Genomic DNA, 16,738 nt, shown 5'->3' with positions numbered 1-16,738 from the left:
TCACGCTGGAATTGTCAGGTTTGAGTCCATTCGCGCCCCCCTCTGTCCTGCCGGACATCTCCCCCACTTGGGGGGAGCTCGGCTGTCATCACCGCTTTCGCCTACTTTGGACATTGCAGGCCAGGTTTCAGCGGCGCGGCCGACTGATCTCCCCCCAAGTGGGGGAGATGTCCGGCAGGACAGAGGGGGGCGCCACAGAACGCAACGCTGACAATTATCATCCGGACCACCCCCATGAACTGGGATGACGTCCGCATCTTCCTTGCCGTGGCCCGCGCCGGCCAGATTCTGGGCGCCGCCAAGCGGCTCGAACTCAACCACGCCACCGTCTCGCGCCGCATCGCTGCGCTCGAGGATGCGCTGCGCACGAAACTCTTCCGCCGCCTGACCACCGGCAGCGAGTTGACGCCGGCCGGCGAGCGCTTCCTCGACATTGCCGAACGCATGGAGGGCGACATGATCGCCGCGCGCTCGGCCATATCGGGCGAGGGTGACGATATCTCGGGCACGGTGCGCATCGGCGCGCCGGACGGCTTTGGCGTCGCCTTCCTGGCCAGGCGTCTCGGCGCGCTGACCGCCCTGCATCGCGAATTGACGATCCAGCTCGTGCCGGTGCCGCGCTCCTTTTCGCTTTCACGCCGCGAAGCCGACATCGCCATCACCGTCGAGCGGCCGACCGAAGGCCGGCTGGTGGCGGGAAAGCTGGTCGACTATTCGCTCGGCCTGTTCGCGTCGCGTGCCTACGCCGATGCCAATGGCCTGCCCAAAACCGCGGCCGAACTCGGCCGGCACACGCTCATCGGCTATGTGCCCGACCTCATCGTCAGCCCGTCGCTCGACTACGCGGCCGAATTCAGCGCCGACTGGCGCACCAGCTTCGCCATCTCCTCGGCGCTCGGCCAGGCCGAAGCGGTGCGCTCTGGCGCCGGCATCGGCATCCTGCACACTTTCGTCGCCCGCTCGATGCCGGAACTGGTGGCCGTCGATGTGGTGGCGCCCATCCGTCGCGCCTACTGGCTGGTCTATCACGAATCGGTCAGGCCGCTGCGCCGCATCCAGATCGTCGCCAGCTTCATCACCAAGGCGGTGGAGCGCGAACGGGGTTTGTTTACCTGATTTCGCAAAACCAGCACACAATGTGCCGTTCAAGGCGAGTCGAGAACGAACGAATTCACCACACGCTCAGCCTTGTCCGCCAGCGGCGCCCACATCTGCGCAACCTGGTCGGCGCTCTCGCCCATCACGCTGCAATTGACATAACCGTAGCGCGCTCCTCGAACCGAAAAAGCAAACCTGGAATGGCCATGGAGGCGGGTATCCTTGTCGATAACCGTAAAGTCCAGATCGGCAAGACGCACAGGATAGCCGTCCGGAAACCTTGCAAGCTTATCATTGCTGAACTCGGCTGTGCTGTATGATCTACCTATCATCCACTTCCAGTCGTTCATCGACCAGTCCTCGATGAACTTGCGCGGATCGGCCGGCGAGCCGGGTCCGGATCGATTGTAAAGCGAGGCCGACACCATGCAGGTAAGACTCTGATCGTTGGATTCTATACTCAGCAATATCGCCTCGTCGGCAGGCGGCTCATTGATCCATTCCTGGGGAAAGGTCAGCGAAAATCCGTTAGCCCGGTCATGGACCATCTTGTCCGCAGCATCGGCCCCCGCAGCGCAGGACAAAAATCCAACAGTCATGACGAGAAGGCAGATACGCATGCAGATGCTGGTCCCCAAATCCTTACGGGTTCTGCCCTTCAGGCAGATCCTCCCAAAATCACAATAACACAACAGGCCGCAAGCAATGCCGCCTTTTCTTTGCCACAAAACCGGCCAGTGTGGCATCAGGCATGCGGCCACCGGCCACGGCGCGGGCCGCCGGGTGGGGAAATCTTTCAGAAAGCTGGCGCGGATAGACATGCGAGCCGTTCTTGCCATCCTGCCGCTGCTTTTTGTCTCCGCATGCGCCAATCCGTGGACCAAGGTGCCCGAAGCCGAATTGCCCAAACCGATCCGCTCCGCCATGGCGCGCCCCTCGCCTTTCGTCATCGGCAACTATTGCGGTCCCGGCACCCGCACCGGCGATCTTTCCGCCCGGCCGGTCGATCGCCTCGATGCCGCCTGTCAAATCCATGACGCCTGCTACATCGCGCGTCACAATCATTGCGACTGCGACGGCGCCCTCATTGCCTCGTCGAGGGCGATACGCGATGACAGGACAGCATCCCGCAAGATGCGCAGCGAAGCCGAACTGCTGATCGCCACCTTCGCCGTTCCTATCTGCAAGATCTTCCCACAAGGCTTCATGCCGCCCCGTGATCCCGCGCAGTTGAGCGCCATGAAGCCCGGGGCCACGGGGTGAACGTCCGCGCATCCGTCATTCCTGCCCTGTTCGCACTGGCAATCCTTGCCGGCTGCGCTGGTGCGGGCCGCAATGCCTGCGACCTCTTGCCGGGACAGGAGGCCTGCGCGCGGCCCTCGCTGTCGGCCAGCACGTCCGGGCCGCGGATCGCGGCCGCGCAGTTCTTCGGAGATGCCGGCGCCAGCGACTACCAAAGACGGTTCCTGGCGCTGCTCGCCCACAACCAGCTCGATGCCCTCGATCGCGCCAACGGCACCGGCCCGTTCGGGCGCAACCGCCGCGATGCCCACAATCGCGACTTCCAGGCGACCTATTCAACGCTGCAGCAACTGGCCGGACCGGTCGCCAATGCGCATGTCCAGCCCTCCAGTGGCGGCAGTGGCGAGGGCCAGTTCGACGGACGCTGGCGGGTGGCGCGGCAGACGCTCTACATCGATGCGGCCGCACGGCCCTCGGCATCCAAGACGTTCGAATTCTCCGGCCTGCAGGCACGCAGCACCGAGATCGTGCTGCGCCAAGCCGGCAAGCAACCGGTCGACATCGAGGGCACCTGCGACGGCACATTGGCGATCCGCGCCGCCGGAGCCTCGCGCACGATCGCCGCCGGTACGGAATTCCGCTTTCGCCTATCGGGCGAGGACGACACGGCCAGCCTGTTTCCGGGCGACAGCCTGAACCGATGCACGGCAAGGATCCGCTCCAGCCTCGTCCCGGCCGGCGCTCCGCTCACCATCCTGCGCGAGGAGACCGCCGATCCCGGGCTTGCTGCCTTCGACAGCCGTTACCAGCGTTGCCCGGTTCCCGACGGCGCCGGCCTCGACGCGCTTGAACGCGCCTTCTATGCCAGCCGTTGGCTGTCGCAGACCTGCGCCTTGCCGATCGGCGAGCCCAGCCTGCTGCGCAAGTCGCGTGACGGCTTCAACGCCAAGGTCGAGGCGCTGATGGGCGCGCCGCTGTCCGACGCCGCCATCGACAAGGGCGATCCGGAACTGCCGCTCGATTTCTCGAAGGCGCCAAGGCTGAAGCTGATCTATTTGTCCTCGCTGGAGTTCAAGGCCGACTTTTCCGGCCGCATCATCGAGCGGCTGATCCGCCATCATGCCGCCCTCGGCACCAAGGTGCGCATCATGGTCACCGACGTGCTCGAGCGCGAAAAGGACGACGCCATTCTGCACCGGCTTGCGGCCGAATTCCCCAATGTCGAGCTGCAGGAATACCGCTGGCGCGCCGACCATGGCGCGCCGATCGACGAGCAGATTTCACAACTGCACAAGACCCATCACATCAAGATGCTGGCAACGCTGGCGCGGGATCCCGCGCGCTCCCGCGTCATCATCGGCGGCCGTAACATCCACGACGGCTTCCTGTTCCATCAGCCGATCGACCTGTCGCGCTATCCGGGCCTGCAGCAATACGGCAAGACCGATGGCCTGTCGCTGAACTACTATTCGAACTGGAGCGACTTCGATATCGAGTTCGCCGACAATGCGACGGTCGACACGCTTGCCGCGCATCTGTCGACAATATGGTTGCGCAACGCCGACACCAACCTGTCGCGCCCCTTCTCCATCCCGGTCCGCGCCGGCGGCCGCCGCCCGTCGGGCAATGCCCGGCACTTCATTTCAGTGCCCTATGCGGACGACCATGCGCTGGAGGACTATTTCGTCGATCTGATCGATGCCGCCCAGCACCATGTCCAGATCGTCAACCCCTATCTCAATCTGACGCCGAGCCTCGCCCACGCCTTCGACCGGGCGCTCGCCCGCGGCGTCAAGATCGACATTGTCGGCCGCATCGATCTCAAGGGCGATATCGGCGGCAGGTTTCTCACCGCGCTCAACAAGCTGTTCGTCGAGCAATATGGCGGCCGCATCAACATCCGCGAGTTCAAGGCGCCGGACGTGGTGCTGCATTCCAAGATCATGATGATCGACGAAAGGCTGGTCGCCATCTCCTCTGTCAACCTCAACAACCGCAGCTTCTTCCACGACTCGGAGAACGGCATGACGGTGCTCGATCCCGCTTTCTACGTCAGCATGAAGCCGATCTATGACGACTACCTCGCCCACTCGAACCCGGTCGCCACCAATGTGACCATCCCGTGGGCCTACCGGCTGCTGTTCGACGAGGAATGGGTGAAGGAAGCGTTTTGACACCCATCGGTCATGCCGATGAACGGCGCCTCGGCTATTTCAGATAACGCTCCTGCGCCAGTGCGCGCACATCGATATCCGGCACACGGCTGGAGATGATGTCGGCCAGAACCTTGGCCGAACCGCAGGCCATGGTCCAGCCGAGCGTTCCATGGCCCGTGTTGAGATAGAGGTTGGAAAGCTCGGTGCGGCCGATCAGTGGCGGCCCGTCCGGCGTCATCGGCCGCAGCCCGCACCAGAACGTCGCCTCGCGCATCGCGCCGGCGCCGGGAAAGAGATCGCCGACCGAATGTTCGAGCGTGCGCCGCCGCGATTCGTGCAGCCTGAGGTCAAAGCCGGAAATCTCTGCCGTGCCGCCGACGCGGATACGGTCCCCCAACCGGGTGATCGCCACCTTGTAGGTCTCGTCCATCACCGTCGACACCGGCGCCACGGCGGCGTCCTTGATCGGCACGGTGATCGAATAACCCTTTACCGGATAGACCGGGATCGACCGCTTTATACGGCGCATGAAGCCCGCCGAATAACTTCCCAGTGCCATGACATAGGCATCGGCGGTCTTGAAACCCTTGCTGGTGCTGAGGTTGGCAATGCGGTTGCGGCTGCGGATGACGCGCCAGATCGTCATCTCGTATTCGAACTTCACGCCGCGCGCCACGCAGAGCTCGGCCAATTTGTCGGTGAACATCTTGCAGTCGCCGGTCTCGTCATGCGGCAGCCTCAGCCCGCCCACGAACTTCTCGCGCACGCCGGCGAGCCCCGGCTCCGCCGCGATGCAGCCGTCCTGGTCGAGGATTTCATAGGGCACGCCATATTTCTTCAGCACCTCGACATCGCCTGATGTGCCGTCGAGCTGTTTTTGCGTGCGGAACAGCTGCAGCGTGCCCTGCGTCCGCTCGTCATAGCTGATGCCGGTCGCTTCGCGCAGCGCCTTCAACGTGTCGCGGCTGTACTCGGCCAGCGGCACCATGCGCGATTTGTTGATCGCGTAACGCTCGGCGGTGCAGTTGCGCAGCATCTTGACCAGCCATGTCCACATATGCGGGTCGAAGGCCGGCCGCACCACCAGCGGACCATGCTTCATCAAGAGCCATTTGATCGCCTTGAGCGGAACGCCGGGCCCGGCCCAGGGTGAGGCATAGCCGGGCGAAATCTCGCCGGCGTTGGCGAAGCTGGTTTCCAGTGCCGGGCCTTTCTGCCGGTCGACCACCGTCACCTCGTGGCCGGCCTCGGCGAGATAATAGGCCGTGGTCACCCCGATGACGCCACCGCCCAGCACCATGATCTTCATCGTTCACTCCTTACGCCGCGTCTGATGCCCATAGACACGGCCCACTTGCGATTTGCGCATGATCTCTGGCGAAAATCGTCCCCGATCTTCGAGACCACGCGCCGTTGCCATTCACGCCGCCGAGGGACCGGGGTCGTCATCCTCTGTCTGCCGTATTCCGGCCGCCGCGCCAAGAGGCTGGATCGGGGCTGCGGCGCTGTAGACGAGAGTCAATCCATGCGGCCGATATCCGCCAGCCGAGGCTTTCTCCCCGGCTTCCCGCCGCGCGGCTTCCGGCTGGTAGAGCACCGTCTTGATCCGGATCGCCTCCCGCCTGCCATCGGGGTGTTCGATCGATGCCGTCTGGCCCTGCGCCATGCCGAGCATGCAGAGCCCACGCCTTGTCGCCACCGACAGGCTGGAGCCGACCGGCCCGCGCACCTCGTTCTGCACCAGGGTGCGCGTCTCGGCCGCGCCGGCATCGACGCAAAACACCACCCTGCTGTTCAGCGTCACGATATCGGGTTCGACCGAATCGACCGGCACGACGCCGGCATTGGCAAGCTTCTCTTCGATCATCCAGACGATCGGATCCGCGAATGCCCGCCGCCGCTCCAGCATGACTTCGAGCACGGCGAAATCCTTCGTCGTCAGGCGGCAGCTCATGTTCCTCATCACCGCCTCTACGATCAGCGCCCGCTGCCGGCGGGGATATCGACGGCCTCCACGGTCACCGACAGTTTGCGGCCGCCACGACCGTTCCAGCACACCGCCTGCCCGACGCTGACACCGATAAGCGCCGTTCCCATCGGCGTCAGCACCGAGATCCGGTTTTCGGCAATGTCGGCTTCGCCGGGATAGACCAGCACGATGCGCTGTGTGTCTCCGCCTTCGCCGCGGACCGTCACCGTCGAACCCATCCGCACCACGCCATCCGGCATCGCCGCCGCGTCTTTCACTACCGCCCGGTCCATTTCCGAGAGCAGCTCTTCGGCCGTCTCGGGCGCGCGGTCGAGCAGGGCCCTTGCCAGCCCGGTCAACCTGTCATGGTCGGTGTTGCTGATCAGAATCCGGCTCGATGGACGCAGTCCCGTTGCATGTTGCATGGCAAACCTCATGGATCGGCGCATCGAACGGATGCGCGCCTGCCGCCGCGCTGATTGCGGCTTGATGAAAGCCGGCAGCCGCGAAGGGCCGTACGGCTTGATGACGATTGTGGATGTATGATGCCCCGGTACGGACGGACGCCCGAAAGGCGGCCGCGCCGGGGCTACGATCCCGCGATCGGGCAGACCCTGAACAAGGTTCTGATATAAGCGAGGTAGCTCATGCCCCGACCCTTGCCGACAGGCGCCCGCTTGTCAAGCGCGGCCAAACCGCTCAACCGCCGATATAGTGCCGGTGAAAGCGCGGGCCGAGACTGGCCAGGATTTCATAGCCGATGGTGCCAGCATGGCCGGCGGCATCGTCGACGCTCTGCGAGGGGCCTAGAAGCTCGACCAGATCGCCTTCGCGCAGTTTGCCGGGTTGAAGGGCGGAGATGTCGAGAATGATCGAATCCATCGACACACGCCCGAGGAAAGGCAGACGCGCGCCTTCGAACCAGGCCGCCGAAGCGGAGCGTCGCAGCCAACCGTCCGCATAGCCGAACGAAATCGTCGCAAGGCTCAGCGGACCTTGCGCGTGATAAGTATGGCCATAGCCGATGCCGGTGCCTTTTTCGACGCGGCGCGTCTGCGCCACCTTGGCCTGCAGCCGCACGACAGGCAGCATCGGATTGGGTTCGTCGGGCGTCGGATTGATGCCGTAGAGCGCCGCCCCCGGCCTGGCGAGATCGTAATGGTAGCCCTGCCCGAGAAAAATGCCGGACGAATTGGCAAGCGAGCCGGGCGCCGCGGGCAACATGGCGCGCAGCCGTTCGAAGGCCAGCCGCTGTTGTTCGTTGGCTGGATGGCGCGGCTCGTCGGCGCAGGCCAGGTGGCTCATCACATATCTGACGTCGATGCCATCGAAAGCGCCGGCATCCCCGGCCAGCGTCCCGACTTCGGCCGGCGCCATGCCAAGCCGCGACATGCCGCTGTCGACCTGGATGGCGGCCGGCAGCCTGCGGCCGGCGCGATGCGCCGCCGCGCGCCAGGCTTTCAACTGCGCGCCACTATTGATGACCGCGCACAGGCCGGCCGCCACCGCTTCCGGCTCGGAGCCCGGCGGCAGCCCGTTCAGCACGTAGATGTCCGGTCCAGTCCCGACCATCTTGCGCAGATCGATGCCTTCGGCCAGTAGCGCGACGAAGAAGATGTCGCATCCCTCTCTGGTCAATGCCGATGCCACCTGCGCTGCGCCAAGGCCATAGCCGTCGGCCTTGAGCACGCCGGCACAGCGCACGCCTGCCAGCCTTGCCTTCAGCCGCCGGTAGTTTTCACGAATCGCGCCAAGATCGATGGTCAGGATGGCCCCGGCCGCCGCTTCGCTTACGGCGGTGACGTCATCGGGCAGCAACCTTGTGGGGGCGTCGTTCATGGCGACCCTCCTTTTAGCGGATAGAACATCAATAGGACCGCGGGGCGGGCGCGGCAACTGCGGCCGTTCGAACCACGGCCCGCACCCATCCTGCTACGGTACGAGGTGCCGGAACGCCGCTACCACGTCTTCATAGACCTTGCGCTTGAACGGCACGATCAGATCGGGCAGGTCCTGCATCGGCCGCCACGACCATTTGTCGAACTCGGCGGTGTGGCCGCCCGGCGGCGGATTGATCTGGATCTCGCTGGTATCGCCGTGGAAGCGGAAGGCGAACCATTTCTGCGTCTGGCCGCGATAGCGCCCCTTGAAGGCGATGCCGACGAGGTGGTCCGGCAGATCATAGTTGATCCAGTCCGGCGCTTCGGCAAGCAGCGAGACGCTGCGCATGCCGGTCTCTTCATAGAGCTCTCGCTCCGCCGCCTGCAGCGGCTCCTCACCCTTGTCGATGCCGCCCTGCGGCATCTGCCAAAGCTGCGTGGTGCCGGCGAATTCGCTGTCGGGTTCGGCGATGCGATGTCCGACCCAGACCAGGCCCTCGCCATTGAGGATCATCAGCCCGACGCAGGGGCGGTAGGGCAACGTTTCGCGATCGATCGTTTTGGCCATGAGCAATGCGTTCCAGCCGTCTTGAGAATTCGCTCCGGCAAGGCGGGCGGCGAGTGGTTTCGAGGAGCGGAAGCACGGAAAACACCGCCAGATGCCCGCCGGAGCAGAGGTACCAGGATGGCTGTTAGCCTTTTTGCGGGTCTATGGCCACCGCTGAAATCGGCACGATCTCGATGCCGCGTTTCTTGGCCTCGGCCACCCATGACGACACCGTGTCGACGGTCAGGTCGAAAGCCGAGCCGATGCCGACGGCAGTGCCCTTGGCGCGCGCGGTCGCCTCCAGACTGTCCAGTTTCTTCAGGATGGCGCCGCGATCCTGCACCGCGTCGATCGCCATGTCGCCGGCGACGAAGGGCACGCCGTCCTTCAGCGCCAGGTCAGGTGCCAGGCTGCGCGCCGATGAGCCGTCGTCGATATAGGCGAGGCCCCTTTTGCCGAGTTCGGCCATGAACGGCTCCATCGCCGCCGTATCGGCGGAAAACCGCGCGCCCATATAGTTCATCACACCGGTATAGTTCGTCGTCCGCGACAGCGCCCAGTGCAGGCTTTTCAGGTTCTCTTCGGCACTGGCCGCCACCGTCAGCGTGTTACGGCCGGGATTGACGTTGGGATAATCGAACGGTTCGAGCGGCACCTGCATGACGATCTCATGTCCGCTCTGCCTGGCCGCCTGCATCCAGCGGCCAATGCTGTTGCCCTGCGGCGCGAACGCCAGCGTCACTTCCGGCGGCAATTTGGCAATGGCCGCCTGGGTGCCGGTCTGCGACACGGCAAGTCCGCCAATGACGATCGCCACGCGGGCACCGCGGGCACCGGACCAGGGCCGCGCATAGACGTCGAACGGCCGCCGGCCATCGGCGGAGCGCATCGGCAAGGGTCCGGTTTCGCTGGCTTCGATCAGCGCCTTGTCGGGAATATGCGCGATCTTCAGGTTCTGGCCGACGGTCGATGGGTCGCGAATGACGATTGGCGCCCTGGGTGGGCCATCGCCTTCTTCCGTCTGCACATGGATGATCTGCGGCCCACCGGTCTTCGCCGGCGTCTCCACCTTTGGCGTCGCTGCAGGGGCCAATCCGGGAGGCGACGCGGCGGGCTCGGCCGCCGCAGTCACCTTCGGTGTCGAGATGGCGACTTCCTGCGGCTTGCGGAACGGCTTTTCCCTGAGCGCGATCGCGGCCGAGACGCCGACCACCACCAGCACGATCGCGCTCGCCGCGATCACGCCCGCGCTGACCCTGCGGGCGGCACGCGGCGCCCGGACAGTCTGTCCAAGCGGGCGTTCGATGTCCTTGCCGATATCAGCCAAGCCCTGTCCCCGGTGCGCATGGTTCCGAAGGCGGCTCCCTTCGAGACCACGCGCGCGAATTCTTCAACCCTGGCGCACCCGTGGCGCCGCATCTGGAGGCCTCGTCCCGCCTCCCGAATCAAACTGCCGGAACCTTTCGATCCCGGCAGCATTGCATTGCTTCGTTCAGGCGGCCAGACCGGCTTACTGGTTGAGCACGGCCTTTTCCGGATTGGGCGGGAAGGCCGGATCGGTCTTCTGGCCGCGCAGCAGCTGCTCGGCATAGATGAGCTGCAGGTCGTCCTTCGGATCCGGCGGCACATAGGCTGCGGAGCCGGAGCCGGTCTTGCTCTCGTCGGCGCCCTTGATATGGCCCTTGAGATCGGACTCGCCGCGCGTCAGATCCCTGCCCTGCAGTTCCGGCGGCAATGGCTGGTCGACCTTGATGTCGGGCGTGATGCCCTTGCCCTGGATCGACTTGCCGGACGGCGTATAATAGAGCGCCGTCGTCAGCCTGAGCGCACCGTTCTCGCCGAGCGGAATGATGGTCTGCACCGAGCCCTTGCCGAAGGACTGCGTGCCGACAACCGTGACGCGGCGCAGATCCTGCAGTGCGCCGGCGACGATTTCAGAGGCGCTGGCCGAGCCACCATTGACGAGCACGATCATCGGCTTGCCGTTGATGTCGTCGGTCTGCTTCGGCTTGGCGTCGAAGCGGGTGACGTCCTTGGGATCGCGGCCGCGCGTCGAGACGATCTCGCCCCGCTTCAGGAAGGCGTCGGACACGCTTACCGCCTGGTCGAGCAGGCCGCCAGGATTGAGGCGCAGGTCAAGCACATAACCCTTGAGCTTGTCGTCCGGCACCTGCTTCTTGATGGTGTCGATGGCGTTCTCGAGGTCGTCATAGGTCTTTTCGGTGAAGGAAGTGATCTTCATGTAGCCGATGTCGTTTTCGACCCGGAACTTGACCGCCTTGACCTTGATGATGTCGCGCACGACCGTCAGTTCGATCGGCTTGTCGGCGCCTTGGCGCAGAATGGTGAGCTTGATCGGCGTGTTGACCAGGCCACGCATCTTTTCGACCGCATCGTTGAGCGTCAGGCCGCGAACCTCTTCGCCGTCGATCTTGGCGATGTAGTCGCCGGCCAGCACGCCAGCCTTGGCGGCCGGGGTATCGTCGATCGGCGTGATCACCTTGACCAGGTCGTTCTCCATCGTGACCTCGATGCCGAGGCCGCCGAACTCACCCTTGGTCTGGACGCGCATGTCCTGCGCCTGTTCGGCGTTCATGTAGGAGGAGTGCGGGTCCAGCGAGGAAAGCATGCCGTTGATGGCGTTCTCGACCAGCGACTTGTCGTCGGGCGGCGTGACATATTGTGCCCGCACCCGCTCGAAGATGTCGCCGAAGATCGCCAGTTGCTTGTAGGTCTCCGACCCCGCAGCGTTTGCCGCCGAGCCGGGCGCGCCATAGACAAGGCTCATGGCGGATGCGCCCATCAGCGCACCGGCAAACAGAAGCGACAGTTTCCGCATCATTTCACGTCCTTCCAGAAAAACGGTCCGCCCACCATGGGGCCGGATCGACGGGTTTTCCATCCTTGCGGAACTCGACATAGAGTTCCGGCGTGGCATTTCCATTCTTCGAAACCGAGGTGCTTGCCACCCGGGCCTCTCCCATCGCACCGACCGGCTCTCCTGCGAGCACTGACTGGCCAGTCACGACGCTGATTCTGCTCATCCCCGCCAGAACGACATGATAACCGTCGCCGGCATTCAGGATCAAGAGCTGACCATAGGAGCGAAACGGCCCCGCATAAAGCACGTTCCCATCCGCCGGTGCGGTGACGATGGCTCCCGATTGTGTCGCAAGCATGTCGCCAAGCATCATTGCGCCGTTACCGTCATCGGAACCGAAGCGGCGCTTGATGCGCCCGGTGACCGGCAGCGCGATCTGTCCTTGCAGCGCCGAAAAGGGAGCTGCCGCAGCGAGCCGGTTGCCTTCGGGAACCGGCAATGCAGCCAGCGATGCTGTTTTGTCGCCGCCCGTCTGATCGTCACCCGCCTGGTTCGCGGCGGCGGCCTTCGCTGTATCCGCGGCCTTGCGGGTCTTGTCAGCCTGCGCCTCGAGCGATGCGATCAGATCCTTCAGGCTGTTTGCCTTGGCCGCCAGCTGCTCGGAACGCTGCTGTTCGGCCGTCATCTGCGCCTGCGTGTCGGCCTCGAGCTTCTGCTTGGCTTCCAGCAGCATACTCAGTCGCTTCTTTTCCGCCGCCTGGTCGCCGACCGCCGCCGTCAGCCGTGCCCGCTCGGCCTCGATCGAGGCCGTCACCCGGGTCTGCTCCTTGAGGTCGGCCAGCAGACTATCGGTTTGCTGGCGCAATTCCGGCACCACGGCGCCGAGCAGGATGGCGCTGCGCACCGAGGACAGCGCGTCCTCCGGCTTGACCAGGATCGCCGGCGGCGGGTTGAGCCCCATGCGCTGCAGCGCGCCCAGCACTTCGGCCAGCACGTCACGCCGCGCCGCCAGCGAGGCGCGGATCTTCTGCTGCTGGCCCTTGAGCCCTTCCAGCTTGGCACCGATATCCTCGATGTCCTGGCCAAGCTTCTGCTCGGTCATCGCCGACTGGATCAGCGCCGCGGTGATCGAGGCGTGATCCTTCTTGACCGCGGCGATATCGGCGGCGAGCTTCGCCAGCCGTTCCGATGACAGCGTGATTTCCTTGGAAACCCGTTCGTATTCGGCGCGGCTCTGGTCCGGATCAGGCGCCATGTCGAGCGTGTTCTCGGCCCGCACCGCATGGAAGGACAAAAGAACCGCCGCCGCCGCGATGCCGCAGCGTGCGCGCCAGGAGGCCCTCCTCGATGAGCCCATTGTCGATTTCCAGCCTTCAGACATTCGCGATCGACTCTATCTGCGGCTTCGTTAACGAACCATCAACCATGTTGATGCGTGACGCCCCAAAACAGGCGGTGGTTTCCGGACCAACGGCATGTACCAGGAAATCCGTCCCCCACCACGTTTCTTGCGTGGCATTGGGGCGGAATTCGGTGCGACCCCGACGCTTTCAGGATCTGTGATAGGGATGGCCCGACAGGATCGTCGCCACCCTGTAGAGTTGCTCACCCAGCATCACGCGCACCAGCTGATGCGGCCAGGTGAGCGCACCGAACGACAGCACCAGCTCGGCCTGGTCACGCAGCGACGCATCATGGCCGTCGGCGCCGCCTATGGCGAGTACCAGCGCCTTGCGGCCGCCATCGCGCAGCTGTCCGATGCGATTGGCGAAATCCTGCGAGGAAAGGCTCTTGCCGCGCTCATCGAGCAGGATTAGCGCCGTGCCCGGCTGCAGTTGCGCCTGCAGTCTCGATCCCTCGTCACGCTGACGCTCACCGGCGCTCTGCGCGCGGCCCTCCGCGATCTCGGTGATGCCGGCGAATTCGAGCCCCACCGCCGGGCCGCTCTTGGCGAAGCGCTCGAAATAGCGTTCGGCCAACTCCCGCTCGGGGCCGGCTTTCATTCGGCCCACGACATGGACTGATATCTTCATCTCGCCTCTACAAGCCGCTAATGCATGTCACCCAATGACATGCATTAAATAATCGGCTTAGTGGAGTGTCTCTTCCTCGAGATCCGGCGCCTGCCACATCTTTTCGAGATTGTAGAATTCGCGGACTTCGGGGCGGAAGACATGGACGATGATGTCGCCCGAATCGATCAGGACCCAGTCGGCGCCTGACAGCCCCTCGACGCGCGCGGTGCCGAGGCCGGCATCCTTGAGCGCCTTGAGGAGATGGTCGGCGACAGCCGAGACATGACGGTGCGATCGGCCCGATGCGACGACCATGTAGTCGCCGAGGCTCGATTTTCCCTGGATGTCGATTGAGACGATGTTTTCGGCCTTGGAGTCTTCCAGACTGGCAAGGACTGTCTTGATGGCGCGGGACACGGCGTCGTTTACGCTGATCCCGGCCGGCGAAGGCACGATATCGGCCTTCTTCCGCAGTGCTGTTCTCAGTGTATTTCCTTTCGCAGCAAGAACAACCAAATCACCCCTGAAAGCAGGTGACACCACTTAAATAGGCAGAGTTCCGTTGCAGTTTCAAGACGGAGCTCCGACTCACGCGAACTCGTCGATTGCCGGGTTGTTCCATACGGCAGGCAAAAAGATCGGAACCCACGCGTCCCGCGGCGGTTATCGGCTGACCGACCAACCGGAATCCCGCCATGCCGATCGACCCGCAAAACACGCTCCTCACCGTCCAGGCGGGCCTCGCGCAGCTCAGCACGCTGATCGTCTCCTATTCCTTCTCGGCCATCGGCGCCATCATCCTTCTGGTGGTCGGCTATATCGTCGCTGGTCTCGCGGAGCGTTCGATCTTTGCCGGCCTCGGCCATATCCACGGATTCGACCAGACATTGCGGCATTTCTTTTCGAAGATTGTCCGCTACGCCATCCTGATTCTCGTCGTCATCATGGTGCTCGGCCAGTTCGGCGTGCAGACCGCCTCGATCATCGCCGCGATCGGCGCCATCGGCCTCGCCATTGGGCTGGCGCTGCAAGGCACGTTGCAGAACATCGCCGCCGGCATCATGCTTCTGGCGCTGCGGCCGTTCCGCATCGGCGAATCCGTCGAGGTCGGTTCCATCGCCGGTTCGATCGAGGAAATCGGCCTGTTCGCCACGAAGCTCAGGACCGCCGACGGCGTCTACATCCTGGCGCCCAACTCGACACTGTGGAACCAGCCGGTGCGCAATTTTTCGCGCAACGGCGTGCGTCGCACCGACATCACGCTCAGCATCGGTTCGTGGAACGACATCGACGGCGCGCAGAAGACCTTGCTTGCCATTGCCGGTGCCGAGAAGCGCATCCGTCGCGAACCGGCGCCGATCGCCTTCGTGGCCAGCCTCGGCGACACCACCGTTTCGCTCACCTTGCGCTACTGGACCTCGGCGGCCGACTACTTCTCCACGAATATCGACATGACCAAACGCGCCAAGCAGACTTTCGACAGCCAAGGCATCTCTATTCCGCTGCCGCCGCCGGAAGCGCCGCCGCCGGAGGTCCGCAAGCAGTAAGCAATCAGTTGCCCCAGTGCCGGTCCTGTTCGTCCGGCGCGAAGGCAAGCTCCACCGGCAGCGGCGCCTGCGCCGTCATCGGTGCAAAGCTGCCGGTTTCGGTTGCCGGTACAGGACGGGTGGTGAACACGCGCAGAACCACGAACAGGCAGAAGGCGCAGGCAATGACGATCGTCACATAGATGAAGGCCTGGGTGCCGAAAACGGCCGAAAGCGCTGTCACGACGCCCGGTACGATGAAGCCCGCGAGCGACCAGGCAAACAAGAGCGAACTGGACAGTGCCACCATGTCGTCCTTGCTGGCACGGTCGGCGGCATGCGCGCTGGACAGCGAATAAATCGATTCCGAGGCGCCGTCCCACAAGACATAGATCACCAGCAGCGCCGCCAGCGCGCCGCCGTCGAAACCGAGCGCGAACATGCCCGACGCCGCGGCAAGCGCCGATGCTCCGATCAGCACATATCGGCGATCGGTGCGGTCGGAAATCCAGCCGAACGGAAGCTGCAGGATCAGCGTGCCGAGCGGCATTACCGAAAGCAGCAGCGCCACATCGGCCTGGCTGTAGCCCTTGGCCGTGGCGTGGATCGGAGCGAAGCCGGAAATCGACATCGACAGCCCGCCGACCGCCAGCATGCCGGCAACGCCGACCGGTGAAATTCGCCAGGCTCGGCGCAGCGCCACCGAGGCCGCCTGCGGCGCCGGCGGCTGCGCCAGCCGCGTCATCCCGACAGGCAGGATCGACAGAGCGGTGAAGGCAATGCCGATCAAGGGCGCATCCGCCGTCTTGATGTCGACCAGCGCGAGCGTCGCATAGCCGACGCCGAGCCCGGCGACGTAGGCGACGTAGAAGAAGGCCATCACCCGGCCACGTATGGCGTTGGCGACCGCATCGTTCAGCCAGCTCTGCGCGACGATGAACAGGCCGCATATGGCAAAGCCGTAAAGCGCGCGCGCCGCGATCCACAACAGCGGGTGCGGACCCGCGCCGATGGCGGCATTGGACAGCGCGATCAGTGCCGACAGCACCATGAAGGCGCGAGCATGGCCGACCCTGCGCACCAGCGGTCCGGTCAGGATGCAGCCGGCAAGACCGCCGGCCGAAAGCCCGGTGACGATGAGCCCGGCCCAGGTCGGATCGAAACCCTCGACGCCGAGCCGAACGGGGATGTAGGCGAACATCAGCCCATTGCCGATGGCGATCAGCGCCATCGACACGATGACGCTGGCGATCGCGATCAGCGGCGTGGGCGCGCTGCCTTGCTCCGGCTCGGCTGTGGGGTGGTTCTTTTCCAGCATGCCTGATCAGCATTGCTCACCGAGCCGCGAAAGGCAGCGGCAAAAGCGACATGGCCAGGCGGGCGAGGCGCAGGATTTCTCCTTCCCCGAGGGGCTAGCGTGCGCACACATCTGCTTCGGAGGGGTGTCAAGGGACGTATTGGCCGGGCGGCAGATGGGGCTTGAA

The 16,738-nt window shown here is 64.4% G+C and carries 16 protein-coding genes; 4 read left to right on the top strand and 12 right to left on the bottom strand.

The window, feature by feature from the left end; translation table 11 throughout:
- Positions 1-234: 234 nt before the first annotated feature.
- The gene (locus FJ934_RS26630; RefSeq protein WP_140613388.1) at positions 235-1,116 is read left to right on the top strand and encodes a LysR family transcriptional regulator; all 882 of its coding nucleotides are present in this window, start codon (positions 235-237) and stop codon (positions 1,114-1,116) included.
- A gap of 29 nt (positions 1,117-1,145) precedes the next feature.
- On the opposite strand, the gene FJ934_RS26625 is transcribed toward FJ934_RS26630, so the two are convergent.
- Positions 1,146-1,919 (bottom strand): hypothetical protein, encoded by a 774-nt coding sequence (locus FJ934_RS26625; RefSeq protein WP_246671651.1) that lies wholly within the window; start codon positions 1,917-1,919, stop codon positions 1,146-1,148.
- Here FJ934_RS26625 and FJ934_RS26620 point away from each other — a divergent pair.
- Together FJ934_RS26620 and FJ934_RS26615 are read left to right on the top strand one after the other, a co-directional pair.
- Complete coding sequence (locus FJ934_RS26620; RefSeq protein ID WP_140613387.1) at positions 1,918-2,361, top strand: hypothetical protein; 444 nt, start codon at positions 1,918-1,920, stop codon at positions 2,359-2,361. The genes FJ934_RS26625 and FJ934_RS26620 overlap by 2 nt on opposite strands.
- A complete protein-coding gene (locus FJ934_RS26615; protein ID WP_140613386.1) occupies positions 2,358-4,514 on the top strand; it encodes a phosphatidylserine/phosphatidylglycerophosphate/cardiolipin synthase family protein in 2,157 nt (718 codons plus the stop codon). The genes FJ934_RS26620 and FJ934_RS26615 overlap by 4 nt, the downstream gene beginning before the upstream one ends.
- A gap of 34 nt (positions 4,515-4,548) precedes the next feature.
- Here FJ934_RS26615 and FJ934_RS26610 read toward each other — a convergent pair whose 3' ends face one another.
- The 10 genes from FJ934_RS26610 to rsfS form a co-directional block, all read right to left on the bottom strand.
- On the bottom strand, positions 4,549-5,805 hold the full coding sequence (locus FJ934_RS26610; RefSeq protein WP_140613385.1) for a D-amino acid dehydrogenase: 1,257 nt from the start codon (positions 5,803-5,805) through the stop codon (positions 4,549-4,551).
- 111 nt (positions 5,806-5,916) lie between these two features.
- Entirely contained in the window at positions 5,917-6,459 is a 543-nt protein-coding gene (locus FJ934_RS26605) for a GreA/GreB family elongation factor (RefSeq protein ID WP_140613384.1), read from the bottom strand.
- 14 nt (positions 6,460-6,473) lie between these two features.
- On the bottom strand, positions 6,474-6,890 hold the full coding sequence (rnk, locus tag FJ934_RS26600) for a nucleoside diphosphate kinase regulator (RefSeq protein ID WP_140613383.1): 417 nt from the start codon (positions 6,888-6,890) through the stop codon (positions 6,474-6,476).
- Positions 6,891-7,164: 274 nt separating this feature from the next.
- The gene (gene alr / locus FJ934_RS26595; RefSeq protein WP_140613382.1) at positions 7,165-8,304 is read right to left on the bottom strand and encodes an alanine racemase; all 1,140 of its coding nucleotides are present in this window, start codon (positions 8,302-8,304) and stop codon (positions 7,165-7,167) included.
- Positions 8,305-8,397: 93 nt separating this feature from the next.
- On the bottom strand, positions 8,398-8,913 hold the full coding sequence (locus tag FJ934_RS26590; RefSeq protein ID WP_140613381.1) for an RNA pyrophosphohydrolase: 516 nt from the start codon (positions 8,911-8,913) through the stop codon (positions 8,398-8,400).
- A 124-nt stretch (positions 8,914-9,037) separates the two neighbouring features.
- Positions 9,038-10,219 carry a divergent polysaccharide deacetylase family protein gene (locus FJ934_RS26585; RefSeq protein ID WP_140613380.1) on the bottom strand — a complete coding sequence of 394 codons (1,182 nt, stop codon included), beginning with the start codon at positions 10,217-10,219 and terminating at the stop codon, positions 9,038-9,040.
- Between the two features lie 183 nt (positions 10,220-10,402).
- Positions 10,403-11,734, bottom strand: a complete 1,332-nt coding sequence (locus FJ934_RS26580; RefSeq protein WP_181165786.1) for a S41 family peptidase — start codon at positions 11,732-11,734, stop codon at positions 10,403-10,405.
- A 1-nt stretch (position 11,735) separates the two neighbouring features.
- Positions 11,736-13,094, bottom strand: a complete 1,359-nt coding sequence (locus FJ934_RS26575; RefSeq protein ID WP_140613379.1) for a murein hydrolase activator EnvC — start codon at positions 13,092-13,094, stop codon at positions 11,736-11,738.
- Positions 13,095-13,263: 169 nt separating this feature from the next.
- On the bottom strand, positions 13,264-13,746 hold the full coding sequence (gene rlmH, locus FJ934_RS26570) for a 23S rRNA (pseudouridine(1915)-N(3))-methyltransferase RlmH (protein WP_140613378.1): 483 nt from the start codon (positions 13,744-13,746) through the stop codon (positions 13,264-13,266).
- 57 nt (positions 13,747-13,803) lie between these two features.
- Entirely contained in the window at positions 13,804-14,181 is a 378-nt protein-coding gene (gene rsfS / locus FJ934_RS26565; RefSeq protein WP_135902362.1) for a ribosome silencing factor, read from the bottom strand.
- 242 nt (positions 14,182-14,423) lie between these two features.
- Here rsfS and FJ934_RS26560 point away from each other — a divergent pair, with 242 nt between their 5' ends.
- Complete coding sequence (locus FJ934_RS26560) at positions 14,424-15,275, top strand: mechanosensitive ion channel domain-containing protein (RefSeq protein ID WP_140613377.1); 852 nt, start codon at positions 14,424-14,426, stop codon at positions 15,273-15,275.
- 4 nt (positions 15,276-15,279) lie between these two features.
- Here the strand turns inward: FJ934_RS26560 and FJ934_RS26555 are convergent, their stop codons facing one another.
- On the bottom strand, positions 15,280-16,572 hold the full coding sequence (locus FJ934_RS26555) for an MFS transporter (RefSeq protein ID WP_140613376.1): 1,293 nt from the start codon (positions 16,570-16,572) through the stop codon (positions 15,280-15,282).
- Positions 16,573-16,738 lie beyond the last annotated feature (166 nt).

The organism is Mesorhizobium sp. B2-4-12, assembly GCF_006441575.1.
Classification (GTDB): Bacteria; Pseudomonadota; Alphaproteobacteria; order Rhizobiales; family Rhizobiaceae; genus Mesorhizobium.
This window is presented reverse-complemented; position numbering and strand designations above follow the sequence as displayed.

Excerpts from the sequence above, each read along its gene's own strand:
- FJ934_RS26575 (WP_140613379.1), bottom strand. The coding sequence starts at position 13,094 with ATGTCTGAAGGCTGGAAATCGACAATGGGCTCATCGAGGAGGGCCTCC.
- rnk (WP_140613383.1), bottom strand. The coding sequence starts at position 6,890 with ATGCAACATGCAACGGGACTGCGTCCATCGAGCCGGATTCTGATCAGC.
- FJ934_RS26630 (WP_140613388.1), top strand. The coding sequence starts at position 235 with ATGAACTGGGATGACGTCCGCATCTTCCTTGCCGTGGCCCGCGCCGGC.
- alr (WP_140613382.1), bottom strand. The coding sequence starts at position 8,304 with ATGAACGACGCCCCCACAAGGTTGCTGCCCGATGACGTCACCGCCGTA.
- FJ934_RS26555 (WP_140613376.1), bottom strand. The coding sequence starts at position 16,572 with ATGCTGGAAAAGAACCACCCCACAGCCGAGCCGGAGCAAGGCAGCGCG.
- FJ934_RS26605 (WP_140613384.1), bottom strand. The coding sequence starts at position 6,459 with ATGAGGAACATGAGCTGCCGCCTGACGACGAAGGATTTCGCCGTGCTC.
- FJ934_RS26590 (WP_140613381.1), bottom strand. The coding sequence starts at position 8,913 with ATGGCCAAAACGATCGATCGCGAAACGTTGCCCTACCGCCCCTGCGTC.
- FJ934_RS26625 (WP_246671651.1), bottom strand. The coding sequence starts at position 1,919 with ATGTCTATCCGCGCCAGCTTTCTGAAAGATTTCCCCACCCGGCGGCCC.
- FJ934_RS26560 (WP_140613377.1), top strand. The coding sequence starts at position 14,424 with ATGCCGATCGACCCGCAAAACACGCTCCTCACCGTCCAGGCGGGCCTC.
- FJ934_RS26610 (WP_140613385.1), bottom strand. The coding sequence starts at position 5,805 with ATGAAGATCATGGTGCTGGGCGGTGGCGTCATCGGGGTGACCACGGCC.
- rlmH (WP_140613378.1), bottom strand. The coding sequence starts at position 13,746 with ATGAAGATATCAGTCCATGTCGTGGGCCGAATGAAAGCCGGCCCCGAG.
- FJ934_RS26580 (WP_181165786.1), bottom strand. The coding sequence starts at position 11,734 with ATGATGCGGAAACTGTCGCTTCTGTTTGCCGGTGCGCTGATGGGCGCA.
- FJ934_RS26620 (WP_140613387.1), top strand. The coding sequence starts at position 1,918 with ATGCGAGCCGTTCTTGCCATCCTGCCGCTGCTTTTTGTCTCCGCATGC.